Source organism: Dactylosporangium sp. NPDC051485 (genome assembly GCF_040682015.1).
Classification (GTDB): domain Bacteria; phylum Actinomycetota; class Actinomycetes; order Mycobacteriales; family Micromonosporaceae; genus Dactylosporangium.
Map to the genome: position 1 here is coordinate 19162 of NZ_JBFAZW010000071.1, position 21536 is coordinate 40697.

Consider the following 21536-nt stretch of genomic DNA (forward strand, 5'->3'; position numbering starts at 1 on the left):
CGAACGGTGCAAGGGTATCCACGCCGCGCTGCACCGCATCGCCGTGCGTCAGAGGCCTCGGATGTGGTTCAGGATCGGCAGCCAGTTGTCCGGTGCCGTGTCGTCGCGCCAGGCCACGTGGTGGTCGGGGCGGATCAGGACCAGGCGGCGGCCCCAGCCGGCGCGGGCGAAGTCGCCGGTCAGGGGCAGGTGGGTCATCGGGATGCCCATCGCCCGGGCGGCCTCGCACAGCGCGGCGCCGGCGGCGTCCGCGGTCAGGTCGACCAGCGTGAGGCCCGGGGACAGGTGGTCGAAGAGCTGTGAACCGTCGGCCAGCCGCAGCGACGGCGGCCGGCCGCCCGGGAACGTGCTCGGGGTGCCGTGCGGGGCGCCGCGCTCGGGCCAGACGACGGGCGAGGAGGCGTACCGGCCGCCGAGGTCCCCGGCGGGCGGCGGCTCCTGGCGCAGCAACCCGGCCAGGTACTCCTGCGGCGCGCCGGCCGAGGACAGGCGGCCGAAGCGGCGGCGGGACTCCAGGACGCGGGACAGCAGCTCGCGGTCCATCAGGGCGCACGGGCGGCGCTCCGCCTCGTAGCTGTCCAGCAGCGCCGGGCCGCCCCAGCCGTGGTGGACGGCGGCGAGTTTCCAGCCCAGGTTGACCGCGTCGGCGATGGACGTGTCCGGGGAGTCGGCGGCCGGGTGGAAGCGGTGGGCCGCCTCGCCGGCAAGCCACACGGCGCCGCTGCGGTACGACGCGGCGACCTCCAGGGCGTCGGTCCACTCGCGCACGCCCAGGATCTGCGGGGGCTCGATGCCGGCGCCCAGCGCGGCCGCGAGCACCTGGGCCGGGTCGCCGGAGGGGGACGGCACGTGGGCCACCCACACGTCGCGCTCCTCGCGGGAGAGCAGGGTCAGGGCGCCCACGACCAGCGTGGACAGGCCCGGGCCGCGGGAGCGCAGGGCGAGGTCCTTGCTGCGCAAGGAGATGGCGCGGTACGTCACCGCCGGCGCCAACCCCTCCAGCCCGATGCCCACGGCCTCGCGGACCGTGCTCTGGGCGCCGTCGCAGCCGGCCAGGAAGCGGGCCCGCAGCCGGTGCTCGGCGCCGTCGCGGGCGTCCACGGCCGTGGCGGTCGCGCCGTCTGCCTGCGCGACGACGCCGGTGCAGGTCCAGCCCTCGCGCAGGTCGACGAGCGGGGACGCGCGCAGGGCCGAGCGCAGCAGCTGCGCGAGCGCCGTGCCGAAGATCTCCTGGTGCTGCTCGGCCGGGGCGGTGCCGTCGTTGACGGTGGCGTAGCGCCGGCGGAGCTGGTTGACCGAGGGGCGCTGGGCGACCAGGGCCGGCGGGCGGTCCAGGCGGGGGCTCCAGACGACGTCCGTGGCGGCGTCCGGGTCCACGCCGGCGCGGCGGATCGGCGCGGCCAGCGACAGGCGGCGCAGCAGCTCCATGCCGCGCCCGCCCAGGCGGTCCAGGTCGTCGTCGCGGGGCAGGCCCGGGGCGCGCTCCAGCACCGTGCACGGCACGCCGTGGTGGGCGAGTTCCAGGGCCAGGACGGCGCCGGCCGTGCCCGCCCCGATCACCAGCACGGGGGTTCGCAGTACCGTTTCAGCAGCCACGAGGCCGATTGTGGTGACTCAGGGTGATCGAGGGGTACAACCTTTCGGTCCCAAGCCGTCGTGCCGGTACGGTCCGTTCACCCGCCGTTCGGATGCCCCGGTCCGTGAAAGGCCCCTCTTTCGGCGTCCGCAGCCTGGAGCCGTGACGTCCGTGCGGGCACTACGAGCGCGGCATCGCGGCCTGGGCGGCCCGCACCAGCCGCGCGACGGCCAGGGAGCGGCTGTGCGCGGGCCAGGCGATCACGGTCGTCACCGGCGGCGCGTCGGGCACCGGCACGGTGGCGAGGTCGGCGCGCAGGTGCAGCCGGCACGACTCGGGCAGCACCGCCGCCGCCCGGCCCAGCGCGATGAGCTGCAGCAGCTGCGTGGTGTCGCGCACCTGCGGGCCCGGGCCGTCCGGGTAGCTGCCGTCGCGGTTCGGCCAGCGCGGCAGCGGCAGGCCCGGCAACGCCGCCGCCTCGGCCATCGTGAGCTTCTCCAGGGTCGCGCTCGGGTGCCCGGCCGGCACGATGGCCACCTGCCCCTGGGTGCCGAGCTCCTCGTAGTCGAAGCCGGCGACCGAGTCGAAGGGCAGGTGCAGCAGGGCCACGTCGGCCCGGCCGGTGCGCAGCAGCCGCTCCTGCTCGCCGACGCCGCACAGCAGCACGTCGACGGCGACCGCGCCCGGCTGGGCGGCGTAGCCCGCGAGCGTCCCGGGCAGCAGGTCGGCGGCCGCGCCGGCCTTGGTAACCAGCACGAGGCCGGGCCCGCCGGACGCGGCCCGGCGGGTGCGGCGGTCGGCGGCATCGACCGAGTCGAGGGCGGCCCGGCCCTCGCGCAGCAGGACCGCTCCGGCCTCGGTCAGCGCCACCGCGCGGCTGGTGCGCTCCAGCAGCGTCACGCCGAGGCGCCGCTCCAGCTGGCGGATCGCGCGCGACAACGGGGGCTGGGCGATGCCGAGGCGCTGGGCGGCCCGGCCGAAGTGCAGATCCTCGGCGACGGCGACGAAGTACCGCAGCTCGCGCGTCTCCATGCCGCCACCGTACCCCGGATCAATACCCGCCGGGTATCGCCGGGCACCCAGAAGGTGTTGGCCGGCTCATCCGCACGGGACCAGGATCAACGCATGAGCGAACGGACGACAGCGCTGGTGACCGGCGCGAACAAGGGCATCGGATACGAGATCGCGGCCGGGCTGGGGGCGCTGGGCTGGAGCGTCGGCGTCGGCGCCCGCGACCCCGAGCGGCTCGAGGAGGCGGTGGGCAAGCTGCGGGCGGCGGGCGTCGAGGCGTTCGGCGTGCCGCTGGACGTCACCGACGACGCGAGCGTGGCCGCCGCGGCGCAGCTGCTGCGGGAGCGGGGCGGCCGGCTCGACGTGCTGGTCAACAACGCCGCCATCACGGGCGGGCGGCCGCAGGAGCCGACCGTGGCCGACCCCGGCCTGGTGCGCGACGTCGTGGAGACCAACGTGATCGGCGTCATCCGGGTCACCAACGCCATGCTGCCGCTGCTGCGCCGCTCCGCCTCGCCGCGGATCGTGAACATGTCCAGCAGCGTCGGGTCGATGACCCGGCAGGCGGCGGCCGGCCCCGGCGAGGGGCAGGGGCCGATCTCGGCGGCGTACGGACCCTCGAAGACCTTCCTGAACGCGGTGACCATGCAGTACGCCAAGGAGCTGCACGGCTCGAACATCCTCATCAACGCCGGGTGCCCGGGCTACTGCGCGACCGACCTGAACGGCTTCCGCGGCCACCGGACCGCCGGGCAGGGCGCCCAGATCGCGATCCGGCTGGCCACCCTGCCCGACGACGGCCCGAGCGGCAGGTTCTTCGACGACGACGGCGAGGTTCCCTGGTGATCCGTCGCCGGGCCCGGTCCGCGGCTGCGGGGGCACCGCCCGCCCCGGGGTGATCGGTACCATCCCGGCATGGCCCTGCTGCACCGTGCCGAGCTCACCCCCGGCAAGCTCGACCTGCTCGCCCCCTGGCTGCCCGCCCGCCCCTGGTACCGCGGGCCGGCCGAGCCGCGGCTGGTCAAGGTGTCCGCGTTCCGGTTCGACGACCCCGCGGGAGCGGTCGGCGTCGAGACCCTGCTCGTGCGGGCCGAGGAGGGTGGCCCGGTGTTCCAGGCGCCGGTGACGTACCGCGACGCGCCCCTGGCCGGCGCCGAGGCCTGGCTGCTGGGCACCATGGAGCACTCCATCCTGGGCACGCGCTGGGTCTACGACGCGGCCGGCGACCCCGTCTACGCCGCCGCGCTCGCCGCCGCCATCCTCACCGGCGGCACCGAGGCCCGCGAGGAGGTCTCGGTCGACGGCGTCCTGCAGCCGCGCACCCCCGCGATGTCGGTCCGCGGCACCGGCACGGCCGGCGCGGCGGTCCCGCCGGTCACCGCCGTCACCGCCGTCGTGGAGGCCGACCCGACCGTCATCACCACCGACGGGCTCGAGCTCACCCTGGTCCGGGTGCTCGACGGCGGCCCGCGCGCCGAGGGCGCGGCCCTGCTGTGGGGCGAGCAGGCGCTCGCCCTGGTTCGGGACATGTAAAAAGTCCAAAAGTCGGTACAGTCCCTGGCATGAGCGTCGACCGGGCGGGGGCCCCCGCCGCCTCAGGGCGGGGCGCCGGGGTTGCCCCCGCGGCCGGCGAGCGTGCCCGGTCCGCCGGCGGTTGCCGGGCGACGATCCCGCCGCGCACCCCGGCCCGGGCATGATCGACCGGCGCATCGACGTGCTGATCGTCCACGACAACCCGATCGCGCGGGCCGCGCTGCGCGGCTACCTCGACACGGCCGCCGACGTGGCCGTGGTCGGCGAGGCGGCCGACGGCCTGGAGGCGCTCGCCGAGGCGCGGCGGGCCGCCCCCGCCGTCACGCTGCTGGACCACCGCATGCCGGTCGCCGACGGGCTCTCCGTGCTGGCCGAGCTGTCCCGGCTGACCTCGGTGCTGGTCCTCACCAGCGACCCCGACCCGGACCTCATCGCCCGGATGCTGCACGGCGGCGCCCGCGGGTACCTCATCCACGGCGCGTTCACGCCCGGGGAGCTGCATCGCGCGGTCATCGCGGTGGCGTCGGGCTACGGCTGGCTCTCCCCGGCGGCGGTGGCGACGGCGTCGATGCGGGCGCGGCCGGCCGCCCGGCCCCGGCCGCGGTACGGGCTGACCCGCCGCGAGCAGGACGTGCTGGACCTGCTGGCCGAGGGGCTGTCCAACGCGGCCATCGCGCACCGGCTGGTGCTGACCGAGAAGACGGTGAAGAACCACCTGCACCGCGCGTACGCCAAGCTGCGCGTGGCCAACCGGTCCGAGGCCCTGCTGCGCTGGACCGGCCGCGGCTGAGCCGAAGGCCCGGGCCGCGGCCCAATTCCTGGGATCACTGCACGACGAAGTCCGCCATCATCGCCATGTCCTCGTGCTCCAGGTTGTGGCAGTGCAGCATGAAGGTGCCGGTGTAGTCCGTGAAGCGGACCGCGATCTCGACCGCCTCCGACGCGCGTAGGTCCACGGTGTCCTTCCAGCCCGAGTCGTACGGCCCGGGCTCGACCGCGTTGCGCGAGACCACCTGGAAGTGGTTGAGGTGCAGGTGGATCGGATGGTGGAAGTCGGTGACGAACCGCCACCGCTCCACCTCCCCCAGCCGCGGCCGGGCCAGCGCCCGCCCGGGCCGGTACTCCAGGTCGTTGATGTGCCACATGCCGTTCCCGGCCCGGTTGAACCGGAACGTGCGGGTGCGCACGGCCGGCGGCAGCGGCCCGGCGCCGGCGCTGAGCCGGTCCGGCACCCCCGAGTCGTCCCCGCGCCCGCCGCCGGTGACGTCGAAGCGCATGACGTCCCCGCCGTCGCGGTCCACCAGCCGCACCCTGGTCCCCGGCCGGTACCGCCCGAAGTCCACGACCACGTCGAACCGCTCGGCCGGCGCCACCTCGAGCGTGTCGTGCCGCACCGGCTTCTCCAGCAGCCCGCCGTCGCTGCCGATCTGCACGAACGCGCCCCCGCCCGGCGGCTGCGGGTCGAGCGCCAGCCGGTACCGCCGGGCGTTGGACGCGTTGAGCAGCCGCAGGCGATAGCGGGCCGGGTCGACCTCGTGCACCGGCCACGGCAGCCCGTTGACGAGCACCACGTCGCCGAGGACCCCGTTCATGTACTCGTCGTCGCCGGCCGGATAGCGAAACGACCCGTCCTCCTCGAAGGCCCGGTCCGTGATCATCAGTGGCAGCTCCCGCTCCCCCCGAGGCAGCGGCAGCGCGTCCTCCTCGTCGTCGCGGACCAGGTGGAAGCCGGCCAGGCCGCGGTACACGGCCGGCCCGGTGAACCCCATTCGATGGTCGTGGTACCAGAGGGTGGCCGCGCGCTGGGCCATCGGGTAGGTGTACGTCCGGCTCCCCTTGGCCACGTCCCCCATCGGCATGTCGCCGTGGTGGGCCATGGTGCTCGCCGCTTCCGGCAGCACGTAGTCGATCGGGTACCCGTCGGCGGCCGCCGGCGTGTGCCCGCCGTGCAGGTGCACCACGGTGGCCTCGGGCAGCTGGTTGCGGTGGGTCACGGCCGTCGGCCGCCCCGACCGGGAGACCACCGTCGGGCCGGGGAAGCTGCCGTTGTACGTCCAGGCGCGGGTCGTCAGCCCCGGCAGGATCCGCAGGTCGGCCTCGCGCTGCACGATCTGGTCGCCCTGCAGCACCGGCGGGACGACCAGTCGCGCCTCGAACGGCCTGGGCAGCGGCGCCCGGCTGCGCAGCAGCTTCCCGGGCCGCTTCGGCTCGAACACCGACCAGCCGAGCCCGGCCGCCACGAGGGCCGCCCCGCCGATCCCGAGCACCGCCCGGCGGTTCACGTTGCTGCTGTTCACGCCAGCACCTCGACCTGGTCGGTCTTCCCGGGAAGCGGGGTGCGCCAGGCCCAGGCGGCCGCGTGCGTCAGCCCGACCACCATCGCCACCCCGAAGGGCACGTGCAGCTCCAGGATCCGCAACACGCCGAGCACCCCCTGCAGCGCCAGCAGCAGCGGCAGCGCGATCGCCTCGCGCAGCAGGCTGGCCGGCCGGTTGCGCCGCCCCGGCAGCAGCGCGACCCCGAGATGCACCAGCGCGAGCACCACCATCGAGAAGCCGGCCGTCATGTGCCAGGTCAGCGCCACGTAGTGCCCGCTGAGAAAGCTGCCGGCCAGCAGCACCTGCGCGACGGCGAGCACGGCGAGCGCCGCCGTCGTGCCCCGCAACGCCATGTGGACCGTTCGTTCGCTCATGCCAGGCCATGCTCCCCCGCCACGGCGGCCCGGTCGTCCCACCGCGGGCGCGTTCATGTACCACCCTGGTCGTACGTCACGCCTACGCCCCCGGCCCGACGCGCGGCCCGGCCCGATCGCCTACCGTCGAACCATGAACGCGCGGGCATGGCGAGACGTTGGGCTGGCGGCGGTGGTCGCCCTGGTGGCGGTCGCCGGCGCGATGACCGCCCCGCCGGCCCGCACCGCCCTGGACGGCCGGGCCGTGGCCCTGCTGGTCGCCGCCGGGCTGCTGCTGGCGGTGCGCCGCCGCTACCCGCGCGCGGTGGTGGTCGCGGCCGCCGGGTGCCTGCTGGCGTACCTCCTCCTGGGCTTCCCGGGCATAGGCCCGGCCCTGCCGGTGCTGGTCGCCCTCCACAACGTCGTCAGCCGGGGCGCCCGCCGCGTCGCCGCCGCCACGGTCCTGACCGTCCTGTTCGCCGGCGTGGCCGGCGAGCTGCTGAGCACCGGCGCCCACCCGCCCGACGTCGTGCAGCGCTGGTTCCTGCTCATCGGCTGGATGGTCGCCGCCGGCGTCATGGCCGAGATGACCCGCCACCACCGCGCCTACCTCGCCGAGGTCGAACAGCGCGCCGCCGAGGCCGAGCGCACCCGCGAGGAGACGGCCCGCCGCCGGGCCGACGAGGAGCGCCTGCGCATCGCCCGCGAGCTGCACGACTCCCTGACCCACAGCATCTCCATCATCAAGGTCCAGGCCGGCGTGGCCGTACACCTGGCCAGGAAACGAGGCGACGAGGTGCCCGACGCACTGGTCGCCATCCAGCAGGCCAGCACCGACGCGATGCGCGAGCTGCGCAGCACGCTGGAGGTCCTGCGCACCGACGAGACCTGCAACGGCCTGGACCGCCTCGACCTGCTGCTCGACGGCGCCCGCCGGGCCGGCGTCGCGGTGACGGTCCGCTTCGAGGGCCCGCGCCGCGACCTGCCCACCGACGTGGACGGCGCCGCCTACCGCATCGTCCAGGAGGCCCTGACCAACGTGGCCCGCCACGCCGGCCCGGCCACCGCTGCCGTCGCCATCCACTACGGCGAGTCGGCCCTGACGGTGAGCATCGACGACGACGGCCGGGGCGCCGCCTCGCACACCCCGGGCGTGGGCCTCACCGGCATGCGCGAGCGCGTCACCGCCCTCGGCGGCCACCTGCAGGCCGGCCCCCGCTCCGGCGGCGGCTTCCGCGTCCAAGCCGAGCTCCCATTGGCAGCCGCCGCATGATCCGCGTCCGCCCCGACTTCCCATCGGCGGTCCCCGCATGATCCGCGTCCGCCCCGACTTCTCATTGGCGGTCTCCGCATGATCCGCGTGCTGCTCGCCGACGACCAGGCCCTGATCCGCGCCGGCTTCCGCGCGCTGCTCAGCGCCGAGGACGACATCGAGATCGTCGCCGAGGCCGCCGACGGCGACCAGGCCGTGTCCCAAGCCGCCGCCCACCTCCCGGACGTGGCCCTCGTCGACATCCAGATGCCCCGCGTGGACGGCATCGAGGCCACCCGCCGCATCGCCGGCGACCCCGCCTTGGCCGCGGTCCACGTGGTGATCCTGACCAACTACGGCCTGGACGAGTACGTCTACGCCGCCCTGCGCGCCGGCGCCGCCGGCTTCATGGTCAAGGACACGGAGCCCGACGACCTGCTGCACGGCGTGCGGGTCGCGGCCCGCGGCGACGCCCTGCTCTCCCCCGCCATCACCCGCCGCCTGATCGGCGAGTTCGTCTCCCGCCCCCCGCGAGGCCCGCTGACCGGCGCCCTGGCCGCGTTGACCAACCGGGAGCGCGAGGTGGTCGCCCTGGCCGCGAGGGGCCTGTCCAACGACGAGATCGCCGAGCAGATGGTCATCAGCCTGGCCACCGCCAAGACCCACATCAGCCGCGCCATGACCAAACTCCACGCCAGAGACCGCGCCCAGCTGGTCGTCTTCGCCTACGAGTCGGGCCTGGTCACCGTCTGACCGGCGACGCACAACTCGATGGCCCATCCGCCCCGGCCCGTGCGACCATGGCGCCTGGGTCGCTAGCTCAACTGGCAGAGCATTCGGCTGCGTAGCGCGTCCGCTCTCCGCCTTGCGCGGGCATGGAGGCGCTTCCTTCTCCTTTTGGACCGAAGGGTTCGGGGTTCGAGTCCCCGGCGACCCACCAGGTGAAGCACTGCGCGAACCCCGGGATCGTCCGGCCCACGAGACGATTGCGTCCCGACCTATCGTGGGGTGCATGTCGATCAACGATCGAGACTTGGCCATCGCGGCAGCGCAAGCGGGAGCGGCCGTCGTGCGCTCCTACTACGGGGCGTCGCTGACACGCTTCGAGAAGTCCGCAGCGGACTTCGCCACTACGGCCGACATCGAAGCGGAGAGGGCCATCCTCGACGTGCTGCGCGCCGCACGGCCGGATGACGCTCTGGTGGGCGAGGAGAGCGGACGCACAGGAACCGGTGGCAACGGACGCACGTGGCTGGTCGACCCGTTGTGCGGAACGCTGAACTTTGCCGCGCACACCATGCTCGTCTCAGTCAACGTGGCGCTGCGAACCGGCACGCAGGTCACCGCGGCGGCCTCGGCCGACCCGTTTGCCGACGAGACGTTCTGGACCGACGGCGTTCGCGCGAGCGTTCGTCGCAGCGGCGTGGACGAACCGCTTGTCCCATCGGCCGAGTCGCGGCTGGTGGACGTCAACCTCGACCCGCCGTTTCCCAACAAGCACATCTTCGGGGCCGTCCGGTTGCTCGCCGACGAGGGATTCCTCGAGCGGTTCCGCCCCCGGGTGGTCTCCACCACCTTGGCGGTAGCGTGGGTCGCCGCCGGCCGGCGCGCCGCATACGTGACGGACGGCCACCTGCAAGACAGCGTGCACTTCACCGCGGGCATCGCCCTGTGTCAGGCGGCCGGCTGTGTGGTGACCGGAATTGACGGCCAGCCGCTGCACGCCGGCGCAGGCGGTCTCATCGTGGCCGCGGACAAGGAAACACACACCGCCTTGTCGTCCCTCATCGGAAACCAGCGAGCCTGAAGTTGAAGCGCGGCAGTCCTGCGCCGCCGCATGGTCGCATCCGAACAGCGGATCTCCGCCTTCGCGGGCATGGGGCGCTTCCTTGCACCTCGGCCAGCCAGCGCGGCAGGAAACGGCGGAGGTCGAAGTCCGGTGTGTCGGCTCGAGGCTACGAAAGCGCCGACGGAGGTATCCACCAGCCAAACGACGGCTGGTAGAGAAAAGACGCCAACAACGGCCACGTCGCTGACATCCGCGTCAGAGTAGTGAGCGTTGATACCGGCCTGGGCTTTGTCCGACGAGGGCGGTGAAGGCGTCGATGAATGCGCTGGGGTTCGCCCAGCCGCAGGCGGCGGCGACGCCGGTCACGGGAGTGCCCTCCGTGAGCATGATCAAGGCCCGATGGATGCGCAGTTGCGTGCGCCACTGCCGGAAGCCCATCCCGGTCTCCCGATAGAACAGCCGGCTCAGGGTGCGTTCACTCGCGCCCACTTCGCGACCGAGTTGATCGAGGGTAACCGGACTGGACAGATCGCGTTCGACGAGCGCCGCAATCGCCAGCAGGCGGTCGTCACGAGGTTCGGGCAGGTGCAGGGGTTGCTCGGGGGCCGACACGACGTCATCGATGATGACCCAGCGGAGCCTTGTCAGCGAGCTGGCGGATCTGGCCTCGTCTCGTGTCAACGCAAGCGTCGCCTCCCGCGCCAGAGGAGTCATGACCAGAACGGCAGGAGCGTCCGGTAGCTGAGCCGCCATCGCCGCAGACAGAAACACGATGTGCATGTCCGTCGAGCCGTGGGCGCGGTGCTGATGCTCGAATCCGGCAGGAATCCACACAACGCGGTTCGGCGGGGCGATCCACGCACCGGTCTCGGTCACCAGCGAGAGCAGACCGGTCGCCGGGTAGACCAGGTGCCCCAACGGGTGGGTGTGCACCGGGGTGCGCTGGTCGTGCCCGAGCGGGAATATCAACTCCAGGTCCTGTGAAAGATGGCGGAATTCAGGCATAAGTAGTCACTATAACAGTTGTCGTCATCGTCGAGTCGGGATGGACTCGTAGCAACACCCAGACCCCGCGTCCGGGCACCAGCTCACGAGGAGTTCCATGGCAACCGCTACCGGCCCCACCCCACGAATCGACTACCCAGCCCCCAGCGAAGAGCCGTTGCGCCCGGAAGAGATCGAGGCGCCGGCCGGCCAGCCGCGCAGTCGCCTCGGCTACCTGGTCCTCGGCGCCGGACTCTTGCTGATCGGGCTCAATCTCCGTATCGGCGTCACCGCCGTGAGCCCCGTGCTCGCCGACATCCGATCCAGCCTTGGCCTTTCCGAGGCGGTCGCCAGCCTGCTGACGACGATCCCGGTCTTCGCATTCGGCGCCTTCGCGTTCCTCACGCCCGGGCTGAGTCGACGCATCGGCATCCACCGACTGCTCGGCGTGGCGATGGCCACGCTCATCGTGGGCATCGCGCTGCGGGTCATCCCCGGCCTGAGCGCCCTGTTCGGCGGCACCTTGGTCATCGGCGCGGCCATCGCGATCGCCAACGTCCTGCTACCAGCGGCCATCAAACGCGACCTCGCCCACCGGACCGGCCTGATGATGGGCCTGTACGCCACTGTCATGTCCCTCGGCGCGGCCCTGGCATCGGGGTTCACCGTGCCGCTGCTCGCCGTCACCGGCGGGCAGTGGCGGCCCGCCCTCGCGCTCTGGGCCATCCCCGCGGCGATCGCACTCGCGGTCTGGATCCCACAGATGCTGCGCTCGCCCGGTCGCGCACGACGCCCACACTCGGTCGCCGACGCCACCTCCGAATCCGGGGAACCCCCGTTCCGCGCCATCCTCACCGATCCCATCGCGATCGGCGTGACCGCACTGATGGCCATCCAGTCGATGATCTTCTATGCAACGATCGCGTGGCTTCCCACCCTCCTGCAGGACGCCGGCATCGACCCCGGCACCGCAGGATGGATGCTGTCCTTCTTGGCCATCGCGGGCGTCGTCGCGGCACTGTTCGCGCCCGCCCTGACCAGGCAGTGGCGACCGACCTGGCTGCCCATCGCCATAGCCGCGGCGCTCACCGGAGCAGGCCTTCTCGGCGTCGCCATCGCCCCCACGCAAGCCACCTTGCTCTGGATGATCCTCATCGGACTCGGACAGAGCGCCTCCATCGCCCTCTCGCTCAGCTACATCGTCTGGCGCTCACCAGACGCCCACCACGCCGGCCACCTCTCCACAATGGCTCAAGGATTCGGCTACCTGTTCGCCGCCTTCGGCCCCCTCGGGCTCGGGGCCCTCCACACCGCAACACATGGCTGGACCATCCCGATCACCGCGCTCGGAGTACTCCTCATCGCGCAACTGCTCGCCGGAGCGGTCGCCTCCCGGCCACGGCACATCCGAGCCAAACTCCGCCACTGAAGAACCCACAATTTGCGTCTGCGGGTTCACTGCCGGGGGCTCAGCCGTACCGACGGGTGATCCGTAGCCAGATGAAGAGCGCCATGGCCGCGGATGCGGTCAGCAGCAGCCCCACCTCGATGAGCTGGAACCACGGATAGTCGCCGGCCGGGTGGTAGACGATCCGCTGCCGCAGGCCAGTGCGGTCGAGGCACTCCGGGGTGGGATAGGTGTTCGCCGGGTCGGCGCAGATGACGCCGGCAGCTTCGGGGTCCAGCCCTCGGCCTGACGTGTCCACGTACGAAACGCGCAGGATCCAGCCCGATGGATGGTTCTGCGGCGCGGGGTACCAGATCATGTGCGCGCCGTCGGCGAGGCGGTCCGCCGGGGGCAGGTAGTGCGGGCGGGCGAACACCAGGCCGGCGAAGACGAGGGGCAGGGCGACGAGGGTCACGGCGGCGGCCGCCATGGTCCGGCGCAGCAGCAGCCCGGCCGTGGCGCCGGCGAGCAGCGCGAACACCCAGGTCGCCGCGGGCACCGCTCCGGACTGGCTGAACGTGAGCGTGTCCCCGAGCGGTTGCGTGGGGAACATCGGCGCGAATTCGCCGTACGCCCAGGGCAGCACGGCGCCGGTGACCGCGCCGAACAGCGCGGCGGCGCCGGTGAGGACACCGAGTTTGACCGCCAGCCACCGCCGCCGGCTCACCGACTGGGTGAAGGCCAGCCGGTGGGTGCCCTGCTCCAGTTCACGGGCGAGCAGCGGGGCGCCCCAGAACATGCCGACGGCCAGCGGGAGCAGGTTGCTGTACGCCACCACGGCGCCCATGGTGTTGAAGAGGCCGTTCAGGGTGTTGATGGCGGCGGCGCAATCGGGGGCCGGGGTGTCGCTGCTGATCGACGGGCAGCCGGAGACGGCTTGGTGCGCGCTCAGGCCCAGGTGGACCAGATAGCCCCAGAAGACGGCGAGTATCGCGGCGACGCCGATCAGTTGCCAGCGGTGCTGGCGCCAGGTCAGCCAGAGCATGCGTGTTCCTTTACGAAAGGCGACGGCGACACGGGGTCAGCGGGCTACGGCGGTCGGTCCGGGCAGGGCGCACGACCCGGGTTGGCGCAGGTAGTTCACCACCAGTTCGTCCAGGCTCGCGTCACGGACGGTCCAGTCCGGGCCGAGCGGCCGGCCGTCGAGGCGGACCAGCAGCAACGCCTGCCGCCCGTTGACGCGCTGCCCGACCACGGGCAGCCGGGCCGGCAGGGTGTGGAGCGCTTCGCGTGGACCGGTGATGAGCTTGTGGGCGGACAGCAGGTCGTCGATGTCGCCGCTGACCTGCACCCGCCCCTGGTTGACGGCGACCAGCCAGTCGCAGGTGTCGACCAGGTCCGAGATGATGTGCGACGACAGCAGCACGGTCAGCCCGGCCTCGGCAACCGCCTCCATCAGCAGGGCCATCACGTCGTGCCGGGCGACCGGGTCGAGGCTGGCCAGCGGCTCGTCGAGCAGGAGCAGCCGGGGGCGCTTGGCCAGCGCGAGCACGAGCGCCACCTGTGCTCGCTGGCCTCCGGAGAGGCGTCCGGCCGGCACGTGGGCCGGCAGCCCGAGCCGGGCCAGCCGGTCGCGCGCCCACCCGTCGTCCCAGCCGGGGTTGAGCCGGCCGCCGAAGGTGAGCAGGTCGGTGACGGTGAATGTCGGGTACAGGGCGGTGTCCTGCGCCATGTAGCCGACCCGCGCCAGCGTCGACGGCCGGTCGCGCAGCGGCTCGCCGAAGAGCCGCAGCGTGCCCTCGGACGGCCGCAACAGCCCGGCGGCCAGGCTCAGCAGCGTGCTCTTACCCGCCCCGTTCGGCCCCACCAGGGCGATCACCCGGCCCTCGGGCAGCGCCAGCGAGCAGTCCCGCAACGCCCACGTGCGGCCGTAACGCCGGCCCAGGCCGCTCATCTCCATCGCGCTGGTCACGCGGCACCCTCCCGGGCCGCGTCCTGCAGGGCGGCCGTGAACAGCGCCTCGAGGTCTTCCCGGTCCAGGCCGGCGCCGTACGCCGAGCGCATCCAGCCGGCCAGTTGCCGGCGCAGGCGCGCCCGGTCGTGCGGGGACGCCTGACCGAGACTCCGCTCGACGAACGTGCCGAGTCCGGGGCGAGCGCTGACCAGCCCTTCGCGCTCCAGTTCGCGGTATGCCTTGAGCACGGTGTTCGGGTTGATCGCGAGGGCGGCCACCACCTCCGCGGCGGTCGGCAACCGGTCTCCCGGCTCGAGCAGTCCCAGCCGTAGAGCGTGCTTGACCTGCTGTACGAGCTGTAGGTACGTCGATACGCCGGATCGGGGATCGAGGTGAAAGCCGATCACCGCTACCACCTTCCACTAATCAGATAGTGGAATGATGGATACCCGGCCGCCCGGTGTCAACTCGCCATCGACCATGGTGCGAACCAGTGATCCTTCTTCGTTGGTACCCCCGCCCGGGTCGAGCGGGGGCACCGGTGTGTCTCGGGTGGGGATCTTGAACACGGGGATGGCTCCCTGAGCGGTGGGTTGGACTTCGGCGCCGTCGCCACGAGCTCGACGTAGACGGTGGGTTCGCCGGGGCTGCCCGGCCGTCGCGTTCTCTCCATCCACAGCTTGATCTCCTCGTGACTCGCGGTCGCATAGCGAGGATCCCGAAGGCGTTGGACCTCGCCGATCCGCTTGCGCGGTTCGCCGGGCAGGACGTCACAGTCCTCGCTGGCGCAGCGCACCAAGGAAGTTGCGCTTACGGCTGTGTACCGCCTTCAGCCGGGCCACCTCAGCCTCGAAGTCCCGCCCGGCTCTTGCGAACACGCCCCTGAGCGTGAGCAGCAGGTCGGCGGCCCGCTCGTACCCGATCGCGCTGGTCTGCGCCACGGCCGCCTCGATAATCGGAAGATAGATCGCGAGCGCCTCGGCCGGATGGGTCGCCGACCGTCGGTCGGTGGCCGCCAACCGGGTCTGCGGATCGCATCGGTACCGGCCGATGGCATCCCACGCCGCCTCGTCCTCGTCCTCCAACAGCAGCACGCGCACGTACACGTCGCCAGCGCTCCAGAGGCTGGCGTCGTCGGCTCTGCGCCGCAGCAGCGACCATGCCTGTTCACGCTGCTCCGGCCAGCGCCCGGGGTTCGCGGCGAGGATGGCTTCCCGCAGTACCCGGTAGGTCTCGACACTGCCCTCCGACTGGAACCGGGCCTGCCACAGCGCGATGACCTCTTCGGTGCGGCCGGCCTCGGTGTACAACTCCACCAGCAGATCCGCCAGCCCGCTTGCGCGGTGATCCCAGCGGTCGACGCCGGCCCGACCCCGTTCCAACCACTCGATGGCCTCGGCCGTCCGGCGTTCGTTGAGCAGCAGCCGGGCGATGTCGACATAGCGATGCGGGCTGGACAGGTCCTCGGCGTAGCAGGCCACCAACGCGTCGAGGTCCCCGGTGGCCCGGATGAGCTCCTCCCGCAGCCTGCGTACCGTCCAGTCCGACGGTTTGGTGGTGTTGGCGGTCTCCAGCACTGCCCAGTAGGCGTCCAGGCCCTCGACGCCCAGCAGGTCGGCGATGTCGCTGATGCTCACCTCCAGCCCATCGGGGGCACCCAGGCGGAACTCCGCGAACCACTCGCCCAGTTCCGCGGGATCCGGTGGATCGGTCTCACACGCCTGCAGGTAGGCGTCCCACGCGTCACCGGCCGACCCGATCGCTGCCCCGCAGTGGTCCTCCGACCGCTGGGCGGCCTGGTAGATCAGGCAGAACGCCCGCCGCAGCAGGGGCTGTACCTCGGTGGCGCGGTCGGGAATCAGCGCGGCGAGGGCCTCGATGACCGCGTCGGCGCCCTCGGCGTACCCGTCCTCCTCGCCGTAGTTGATCCAGTCGATCTCCAGCCGCTCGACCTGCTCGGCCAGGAGTCCGATGTCGACGGTCTCTGCGCTGGCCAGCGCGCGCAGCAGCATCCGCTGGTACATGGCCGGGTCTTCGCTGGCGTGCTGCCACACCAGGTCGACCAGTTCGTCGTGCCCGAGTGTCGCGATGAATGCACGGACGTCGACGTCACCCGCTCCGCGGGGCCGGGCGTTGCCGGTGGCCCGCTTTCGGTCCAACAACCGCAGGCCAACGGCGACGCAGTGCTTGCAGAAGTTGCCCTCCTCGCCGTACGGGCAGCTGCACTCGCCGTCCAGCCCACCGTCGGCGTCGTACAGCCGGACCTGGTACGGGTCGGTGCCCCGTACGGTGGCGACCACGCCGTCGGGTAGGTCCCGCAGGTTGCTCACCGCCTCGACATACCCCTGGCCCCGGCTGAACGATCGTCCGCCGGCCAGGTCTTCGAGATCGACTTCCGTGAACCACGCCATGGCCGGCACCGTACCCGCACCCACAGCGAACCCGTTCCCGGGTCACCGTAGGGTGCCGACACCTGTCGCGCCTACTGTGAGCTGAGCGTCGGCTCCATCAGGTTGGGGCGGTCGACGGTGAAGCCGCCGACCAACCGGAAGCAGCCCCGGTCGGACACGAACCGGCCTGGCCAGTAACGCCAAGCGTGAACGAACTACACGGCCTTGGCGTTAGTGGGCCACAGCGACCCTCTGGGGTCCGGCGTGCAGTGCGATCCGCTGGAAGACCTCGGCCTGTGTCGGGTAGCAGTGAACCGTGTCGGCGAGCGCTTCCAGCGTCAGCTGGTTCGTGATTGCCAGCGTTAGCTCGCTGATCATCTCACCGGCGTGCGCTGCCACAAGCGTCGCTCCTGCGATCTCGCCGCTGCCGCTGTGCGTATAGATTGCCCCGAATCCCTCCTCCTCGCCGTCGATGAACGCCCGCTCCACGTTGGCAAGGTCGAGCCGGTGGGCGTCGATGGCGACACCTTCGTCGCGGGCTCGGCGCGGTGTCAGGCCCACCTCGGCCACCTCGGGATCGGTGTAGGTGCAGTGGGGAATGACGAGTTCCCGTTCCGGGCGATGCGCTCCATCCAGCGCGTTCGCGATACACAGCCGCGCTGTCGCGTTGGCCGCGTGCGTGAACTTCTGCGGGAAGGTCGCGTCGCCAGCGGCATAGATGTTGGGGTTGCCGGTCCGCAGGTATTCATCCACCTCGACGCCGTCCCTGGCGACGCGTACCCCTGCCGCGTCCAGGTCGAGATGCTCCACGTTCGCCTTGCGGCCGGTGCCGAGCAGCAGCGCATCGTAGGGCAGCTCGCGCGTCCCGCCGGGGCCCAACACCAGCAAACGGCCGGCGCCCGCCCGTACTGCCATGAACCCCAGATGGAGCCTTATCCCCTCCTGCTCGAACCGGCGACGGATCAGCTCACCGACCTCCGGCTCATCGTGGGGCAGCAGGGTCCCGGGGTGGCTGACCAGGTCCACCTCGCTGCCGAGACGGCGGAAGGCCTGGGCCAGCTCGCATCCCAGCGGACCGCTGCCGATGACGACCAGCCTGGCCGGCAGCTCGGTCAGTGCGAAGACGGTCTCGTTGGTCAGGTACTCGCCGGTCCGCAGTCCCTCGATGGGAGGCACCACGGGCTCCGATCCGGTGGCGATCACAGCCTTCCGAAATCGCAGCATCCGGCCCTCGACCTCCACGGCATTCGGCGCGGTGAAGCGCGTGTGCCCGAGGTAGACCTCCGCCCCCGCTCGCTCGGCCACCTCGACCGCATCGCCCGAGCTGCTCAGCGAACGCATCCTGCGGACCCGATCCATGACCGAGCCGAAATCGGTCTGGGGTGGGGCGTCGAGCCGAAAGCCGAACTCGGCCCCGCGGCTCGCATCGTGTACCGCGCGTGCGCAGCGAATCAGCGCCTTGCTCGGCGTGCAGCCGAAGTTGACACAGGTGCCCCCGGTCAGTCGCTGCTCCGTCATAGCGACGCGGTGCCCGCCTGTGGCAGCAGTCGTGGCGGCGGTGAGGCCGCCCGGTCCGCCTCCGAGCACCACCAAGTCGTAGTCACCACCTTCGCGGTTGACCCAGTCAGATGGGTGGCCCTGGCGGATCGTCCGCTGGTTGTACACGTCATCGGGGTACAGCTCGATAGTCCTCATGGCGTATCCTCCGTTCCCCGAGCATTGCCGTGGCGCACACGTGTCAGGCGGGCTGCCGTACCGCCGTCCCAAGACGATTGTCGATCAGGTACCGCCAGAGTCCATCCGAGCCGCGGCGCGCGACATCGCTTGCCGTGCCTGCGACGTGCACGTGCCTGCCGTCGGGACCTGTGCCATCAATTGCCCAGTCCACCACGATCTCGGCGATATCGCCGGCAACGAACACATGGCGCGCCTTGGCCGCCAGCGGCAGACCGAGGCTGAGATCGCGCTCGAGTTCGGCAGCGACCTCGGCGCGATCAGTGACGGTCCGCCCGTCGTCCGCGACGAGCACGGCTCCTTCGTACAAGGTCATCATCTCGCTGACCTTGCCAGAATTAAATCGCTCAATCAGCGACGGGATGACGCCTTCGGGTTCAGTGGGGAGGGAATAGGACTCGGACATCGCGTTCTCCTGTTCGTGCTGGCTAAGCGGTCTCCTGTTCGTGTTGGGTTGAACTGCGATGCGTCCCACGCTATAGCGCGGGTGATGGCCTGGCTGGAGGAGAGCGCGGGTGATGGCCTGGCTGGAGGAGAGCGCGGGTGATGGCCTGGCTGGAGGAGAATCCGCAGGTCATCTTCTCTTTCACCCCGGTCGGGTCGGGCTGGATCAACCAGATCGAGACCTGGTTCGGTAGCCTGACCCGCCAGCCGATCCGCCGTGCCACCACGGCAGACGACGTGCAGGTTGAGGGAGTAGACGTGCAGGTTGAGGAAGTACCGGTAGGGAATGCCAGCCTGGTTGTGCCGACCTACCGCCCGAGGATCGCGTCCCCGAGTCCTCACGGACGAACGCGGATGATCGTCTTCCCGCTGATCCGCTCGGTCGGGTTGAGGGCTGCGACGGCATCGTCGAGGGTTGCGATGTTGCCGATGTTTGCCCGCAGTCGTCCGTCCCGCACCCGGTGGACGATCTCACGCAGTTGGGTGCGATCGGACTCGACGACGAAGTCGATCGCCAAGCCGTCAGCGGGCCGCGCCTCGGGCGGCCCGACGACGGTCACCAGTGTTCCTCCGGCGCGAATCAGGCCTGCAGACCGATGCTGGATGTCGCCGCCGATGACATCGAACACCAGATCAACGCCGCCGACGTCTTCCAGGGCGTCGTTGTCGAGGTCGACGAACTCCTGCGCGCCGAAGTCGAGCGCCTTCTGACGGTCGGCCGCGCGCCCTGTACCGATGACATACGCGCCAGCCTCGCGCGCGAGTTGCGTCACCATCATCCCGACCGCGCCAGCCGCGCCGTGCGCCAGGACACTCTGGCCCGCCTGAAGGCGGCCGTGCTCGAACAGCCCTTGCCACGCGGTCAGGCCCGAGATCGGCAGGCTCGCGCCCACCGTGAAGTCGACGTCGCCCGGCAGCGGCGCGAGGTTGCGTGCCTCGACGGCCACGTACTCCGCGAGGGTGCCGTCGCGATACCAGTCCGTGATGCCGAACACCCGCTGTCCGACAGACAGACCGGTCGTGCCGTACCCGAGAGCGGTGACCACTCCTGCCAGCTCGTGCCCGGGGATCGACGGTGTCCGGTCACGGTCGAGGCGATCGGTCCAGGTCGAGGGCCACGCCATCTCAGTCGGGACGAATCCCGACGCATGAACCTGAACAACGACGTCGTTTATCGCTGCCGACGGCTCGGGCCGCTCCACCAGCGTCATCCCGGCCGTTCCCGCAGCCCGGTCCGTGACCACGATCGCCTTCATCCGGCACCTGCCTTTGCCCAGTCCTCGCGTGCACGGCATTTTCGGTTCACCAGTGGTCGTGGCACCAGACCTCGGCGTAAGAACTGCCCGGACGCGTAGATCGTGTCACCGTGCCGCACGGCCTGTGCCGACTAGCCATGGTTACGCCCGGTGTTCACCCAGGTCGCGGACCAGTCCGATGACGCCGTCCGACGAGTTGTCCGATGGCTCCGCAGCGTAGACGCTGACGGTCACGTACCCGGTCGGGTCGAGCACAAACTCGGTCGACTGCACGTAGACGGGATCAGGGCTGACGAATGCTCCGGTTGCAGCCGATATGGCAGTCGCGTTGCGTCGCTCCACCAGGCCCTTGGACTCCAGGTCCCGCGGCGGGGCCAGCCTGAGACGGCAAGCCGACGAGCGAGGTCGGCCGACAACGAGCCGCCAACACCCAGAAAGCTCCTGCCATGGCGCCCTGGCTCGGCCTTCGCGACAGGTGTTCACCATGGACGAACTAAGTTCACTGCGGCTATATTGCTCACGGGGTTGCCGGCCCGGCGACCGGATGGCCGCTACGGCTCACCTCCATCCGGTCGCGGCGCCGCACCCAGCTCCGTGCGGGAAGCGGGAAGTGAGTGTCGTGCCCGTGTCGACCGAAAATCCCACGACGGACCCGACCGTACCGCGCGAGGCCGACGCCTTCTTCGAGACGCTCGACTCGACGCCGCCGGACGCGGTCACGGCCTGCCTGGGCTGGACCACGCACGAGATGATCGCGCACATCGCCTCCGGCGCCGACGCGTTCGCCGACCAGGTCGAGGCGCACCTCGACGGCCGGCAGGTCCCGGAGTTCGGCGCCTGGGAGGTGCGCGAGCCGCCGTACCGCGAGATGTCCGACGCCGTCCTGCGCCGCCGCCTGGTCGCGTCCGAACAGCGGATGAGCGCGGCGTTCGCGACCATGCTCGCCGCCGACCCGGCGGCCGTGGTGGCCGACATCGGCTGGGGGCTGCCGATCGCCGAGCTGGTGACCCATATGCGTCAGGAGTTCGCGATCCACCGCTGGGACATGATCGGTGACGACGAGATCGGCCGGTCGCTGCTGTCGCGCCCGGTGCTGCTGGAGCACTCGGTGCGCCTGCTGAGCGACTCGCTGTTCAGGCTCGGCCTGCCCCGCGACCCGGCACCGCAGACCCCGCTGACCGTCCGGCTGCGCTGCGCCGACGAGCCGGACCTCGTCGTCGACGTGCGCGACGGCGCCGGCACGCTGGCGCTCGCCGACCCGGCCGACGCGGACCTCGTGATCGAGACCGACGCGGCCGCCCGCCTGCTGATCCTGTGGGGCCGCCGGCCCACCGACCCGCGCCGCGTGCGCAGCGCGTTGCCGCCCGAGGATCTGGCCCGGTTGCAGACCCTGCTCGCCGGGTACTGACACACGGCTCGGCGCCGCACCGAAACCGCCGCCGGCCCCCGGTTGGACGTACACCGACGCCGCCTACTGGGGTCCGGTCTTTGCCCGCGGCCGGCGCGACCAGGGTGTTACGATCGGCGCGCACCGCGGGCGCAGGCGCTGTAGCAG

At 71.7% G+C, this 21536-nt stretch carries 21 protein-coding genes and 1 tRNA gene; 9 read left to right on the plus strand and 13 right to left on the minus strand.

Annotated elements, in window-relative coordinates; translation table 11 throughout:
* Positions 1-48 precede the first annotated feature (48 nt).
* On the minus strand, positions 49-1596 hold the full coding sequence (locus AB0M46_RS33240) for an FAD-dependent monooxygenase (RefSeq protein WP_363342572.1): 1548 nt from the start codon (positions 1594-1596) through the stop codon (positions 49-51).
* Between the two features lie 160 nt (positions 1597-1756).
* On the minus strand, positions 1757-2608 hold the full coding sequence (locus AB0M46_RS33245; RefSeq protein WP_363342574.1) for a LysR family transcriptional regulator: 852 nt from the start codon (positions 2606-2608) through the stop codon (positions 1757-1759).
* A 93-nt stretch (positions 2609-2701) separates the two neighbouring features.
* Between AB0M46_RS33245 and AB0M46_RS33250 the strand changes: the two genes are divergently transcribed.
* From AB0M46_RS33250 to AB0M46_RS33260, 3 genes are all read left to right on the plus strand, one after another.
* Positions 2702-3433 (plus strand): SDR family oxidoreductase, encoded by a 732-nt coding sequence (locus tag AB0M46_RS33250; protein WP_363342576.1) that lies wholly within the window; start codon positions 2702-2704, stop codon positions 3431-3433.
* Between the two features lie 69 nt (positions 3434-3502).
* Complete coding sequence (locus tag AB0M46_RS33255) at positions 3503-4120, plus strand: hypothetical protein (RefSeq protein WP_363342578.1); 618 nt, start codon at positions 3503-3505, stop codon at positions 4118-4120.
* A 160-nt stretch (positions 4121-4280) separates the two neighbouring features.
* The gene (locus AB0M46_RS33260) at positions 4281-4910 is read left to right on the plus strand and encodes a response regulator transcription factor (protein ID WP_363342580.1); all 630 of its coding nucleotides are present in this window, start codon (positions 4281-4283) and stop codon (positions 4908-4910) included.
* 34 nt (positions 4911-4944) lie between these two features.
* On the opposite strand, the gene AB0M46_RS33265 is transcribed toward AB0M46_RS33260, so the two are convergent.
* Positions 4945-6417, minus strand: a complete 1473-nt coding sequence (locus AB0M46_RS33265; protein ID WP_363342582.1) for a multicopper oxidase domain-containing protein — start codon at positions 6415-6417, stop codon at positions 4945-4947.
* Entirely contained in the window at positions 6414-6812 is a 399-nt protein-coding gene (locus tag AB0M46_RS33270; protein WP_363342583.1) for a hypothetical protein, read from the minus strand. Before AB0M46_RS33270 ends, AB0M46_RS33265 begins: the two co-directional genes overlap by 4 nt.
* Positions 6813-6945: 133 nt before the next feature.
* Here AB0M46_RS33270 and AB0M46_RS33275 point away from each other — a divergent pair, with 133 nt between their 5' ends.
* The 4 genes from AB0M46_RS33275 (at position 6946) to AB0M46_RS33290 (ending at position 9850) form a co-directional block, all read left to right on the plus strand.
* On the plus strand, positions 6946-8064 hold the full coding sequence (locus AB0M46_RS33275; protein WP_363342585.1) for a sensor histidine kinase: 1119 nt from the start codon (positions 6946-6948) through the stop codon (positions 8062-8064).
* 78 nt (positions 8065-8142) lie between these two features.
* Complete coding sequence (locus AB0M46_RS33280; protein ID WP_363342587.1) at positions 8143-8796, plus strand: response regulator transcription factor; 654 nt, start codon at positions 8143-8145, stop codon at positions 8794-8796.
* A 56-nt stretch (positions 8797-8852) separates the two neighbouring features.
* A tRNA-OTHER gene (locus AB0M46_RS33285) sits at positions 8853-8983 on the plus strand.
* 72 nt (positions 8984-9055) lie between these two features.
* Positions 9056-9850 (plus strand): inositol monophosphatase family protein, encoded by a 795-nt coding sequence (locus AB0M46_RS33290; protein ID WP_363342589.1) that lies wholly within the window; start codon positions 9056-9058, stop codon positions 9848-9850.
* A 237-nt stretch (positions 9851-10087) separates the two neighbouring features.
* Here AB0M46_RS33290 and AB0M46_RS33295 read toward each other — a convergent pair whose 3' ends face one another.
* Positions 10088-10837, minus strand: a complete 750-nt coding sequence (locus tag AB0M46_RS33295) for a helix-turn-helix transcriptional regulator (protein WP_363342591.1) — start codon at positions 10835-10837, stop codon at positions 10088-10090.
* A gap of 97 nt (positions 10838-10934) precedes the next feature.
* On the opposite strand from AB0M46_RS33295, the gene AB0M46_RS33300 reads away from it, so the two are divergent.
* Positions 10935-12245, plus strand: a complete 1311-nt coding sequence (locus tag AB0M46_RS33300) for an MFS transporter (protein WP_363342593.1) — start codon at positions 10935-10937, stop codon at positions 12243-12245.
* A gap of 40 nt (positions 12246-12285) precedes the next feature.
* Here AB0M46_RS33300 and AB0M46_RS33305 read toward each other — a convergent pair whose 3' ends face one another.
* The 8 genes from AB0M46_RS33305 to AB0M46_RS33340 form a co-directional block, all read right to left on the minus strand.
* Positions 12286-13248 (minus strand): hypothetical protein, encoded by a 963-nt coding sequence (locus tag AB0M46_RS33305; protein WP_363342595.1) that lies wholly within the window; start codon positions 13246-13248, stop codon positions 12286-12288.
* A 36-nt stretch (positions 13249-13284) separates the two neighbouring features.
* Complete coding sequence (locus tag AB0M46_RS33310; protein WP_363342597.1) at positions 13285-14175, minus strand: ABC transporter ATP-binding protein; 891 nt, start codon at positions 14173-14175, stop codon at positions 13285-13287.
* The gene (locus tag AB0M46_RS33315) at positions 14172-14564 is read right to left on the minus strand and encodes a GntR family transcriptional regulator (RefSeq protein WP_363342599.1); all 393 of its coding nucleotides are present in this window, start codon (positions 14562-14564) and stop codon (positions 14172-14174) included. The genes AB0M46_RS33310 and AB0M46_RS33315 overlap by 4 nt, the downstream gene beginning before the upstream one ends.
* A gap of 363 nt (positions 14565-14927) precedes the next feature.
* Positions 14928-16568 (minus strand): SWIM zinc finger family protein, encoded by a 1641-nt coding sequence (locus AB0M46_RS33320; RefSeq protein ID WP_363342601.1) that lies wholly within the window; start codon positions 16566-16568, stop codon positions 14928-14930.
* A gap of 210 nt (positions 16569-16778) precedes the next feature.
* Complete coding sequence (locus AB0M46_RS33325; RefSeq protein WP_363342603.1) at positions 16779-18242, minus strand: FAD-dependent oxidoreductase; 1464 nt, start codon at positions 18240-18242, stop codon at positions 16779-16781.
* Positions 18243-18285: 43 nt separating this feature from the next.
* Positions 18286-18687 carry a DUF4440 domain-containing protein gene (locus AB0M46_RS33330; RefSeq protein WP_363342605.1) on the minus strand — a complete coding sequence of 134 codons (402 nt, stop codon included), beginning with the start codon at positions 18685-18687 and terminating at the stop codon, positions 18286-18288.
* Positions 18688-19063: 376 nt separating this feature from the next.
* Positions 19064-19981 carry an NADP-dependent oxidoreductase gene (locus tag AB0M46_RS33335; RefSeq protein WP_363342607.1) on the minus strand — a complete coding sequence of 306 codons (918 nt, stop codon included), beginning with the start codon at positions 19979-19981 and terminating at the stop codon, positions 19064-19066.
* 141 nt (positions 19982-20122) lie between these two features.
* On the minus strand, positions 20123-20254 hold the full coding sequence (locus tag AB0M46_RS33340) for a hypothetical protein (protein ID WP_363342609.1): 132 nt from the start codon (positions 20252-20254) through the stop codon (positions 20123-20125).
* A 337-nt stretch (positions 20255-20591) separates the two neighbouring features.
* Between AB0M46_RS33340 and AB0M46_RS33345 the strand changes: the two genes are divergently transcribed.
* The gene (locus AB0M46_RS33345; protein WP_363342611.1) at positions 20592-21389 is read left to right on the plus strand and encodes a maleylpyruvate isomerase N-terminal domain-containing protein; all 798 of its coding nucleotides are present in this window, start codon (positions 20592-20594) and stop codon (positions 21387-21389) included.
* Positions 21390-21536 lie beyond the last annotated feature (147 nt).

Bases quoted from the DNA above. Each gene is read 5' to 3' on its own strand.
- AB0M46_RS33245 (WP_363342574.1), bottom strand. From the start codon at position 2,608: ATGGAGACGCGCGAGCTGCGGTACTTCGTCGCCGTCGCCGAGGATCTG.
- AB0M46_RS33250 (WP_363342576.1), top strand. From the start codon at position 2,702: ATGAGCGAACGGACGACAGCGCTGGTGACCGGCGCGAACAAGGGCATC.
- AB0M46_RS33255 (WP_363342578.1), top strand. From the start codon at position 3,503: ATGGCCCTGCTGCACCGTGCCGAGCTCACCCCCGGCAAGCTCGACCTG.
- AB0M46_RS33260 (WP_363342580.1), top strand. From the start codon at position 4,281: ATGATCGACCGGCGCATCGACGTGCTGATCGTCCACGACAACCCGATC.
- AB0M46_RS33270 (WP_363342583.1), bottom strand. From the start codon at position 6,812: ATGAGCGAACGAACGGTCCACATGGCGTTGCGGGGCACGACGGCGGCG.
- AB0M46_RS33275 (WP_363342585.1), top strand. From the start codon at position 6,946: ATGAACGCGCGGGCATGGCGAGACGTTGGGCTGGCGGCGGTGGTCGCC.
- AB0M46_RS33280 (WP_363342587.1), top strand. From the start codon at position 8,143: ATGATCCGCGTGCTGCTCGCCGACGACCAGGCCCTGATCCGCGCCGGC.
- AB0M46_RS33290 (WP_363342589.1), top strand. From the start codon at position 9,056: ATGTCGATCAACGATCGAGACTTGGCCATCGCGGCAGCGCAAGCGGGA.
- AB0M46_RS33295 (WP_363342591.1), bottom strand. From the start codon at position 10,837: ATGCCTGAATTCCGCCATCTTTCACAGGACCTGGAGTTGATATTCCCG.
- AB0M46_RS33300 (WP_363342593.1), top strand. From the start codon at position 10,935: ATGGCAACCGCTACCGGCCCCACCCCACGAATCGACTACCCAGCCCCC.
- AB0M46_RS33305 (WP_363342595.1), bottom strand. From the start codon at position 13,248: ATGCTCTGGCTGACCTGGCGCCAGCACCGCTGGCAACTGATCGGCGTC.
- AB0M46_RS33320 (WP_363342601.1), bottom strand. From the start codon at position 16,568: ATGGCGTGGTTCACGGAAGTCGATCTCGAAGACCTGGCCGGCGGACGA.
- AB0M46_RS33325 (WP_363342603.1), bottom strand. From the start codon at position 18,242: ATGAGGACTATCGAGCTGTACCCCGATGACGTGTACAACCAGCGGACG.
- AB0M46_RS33330 (WP_363342605.1), bottom strand. From the start codon at position 18,687: ATGTCCGAGTCCTATTCCCTCCCCACTGAACCCGAAGGCGTCATCCCG.
- AB0M46_RS33335 (WP_363342607.1), bottom strand. From the start codon at position 19,981: ATGAAGGCGATCGTGGTCACGGACCGGGCTGCGGGAACGGCCGGGATG.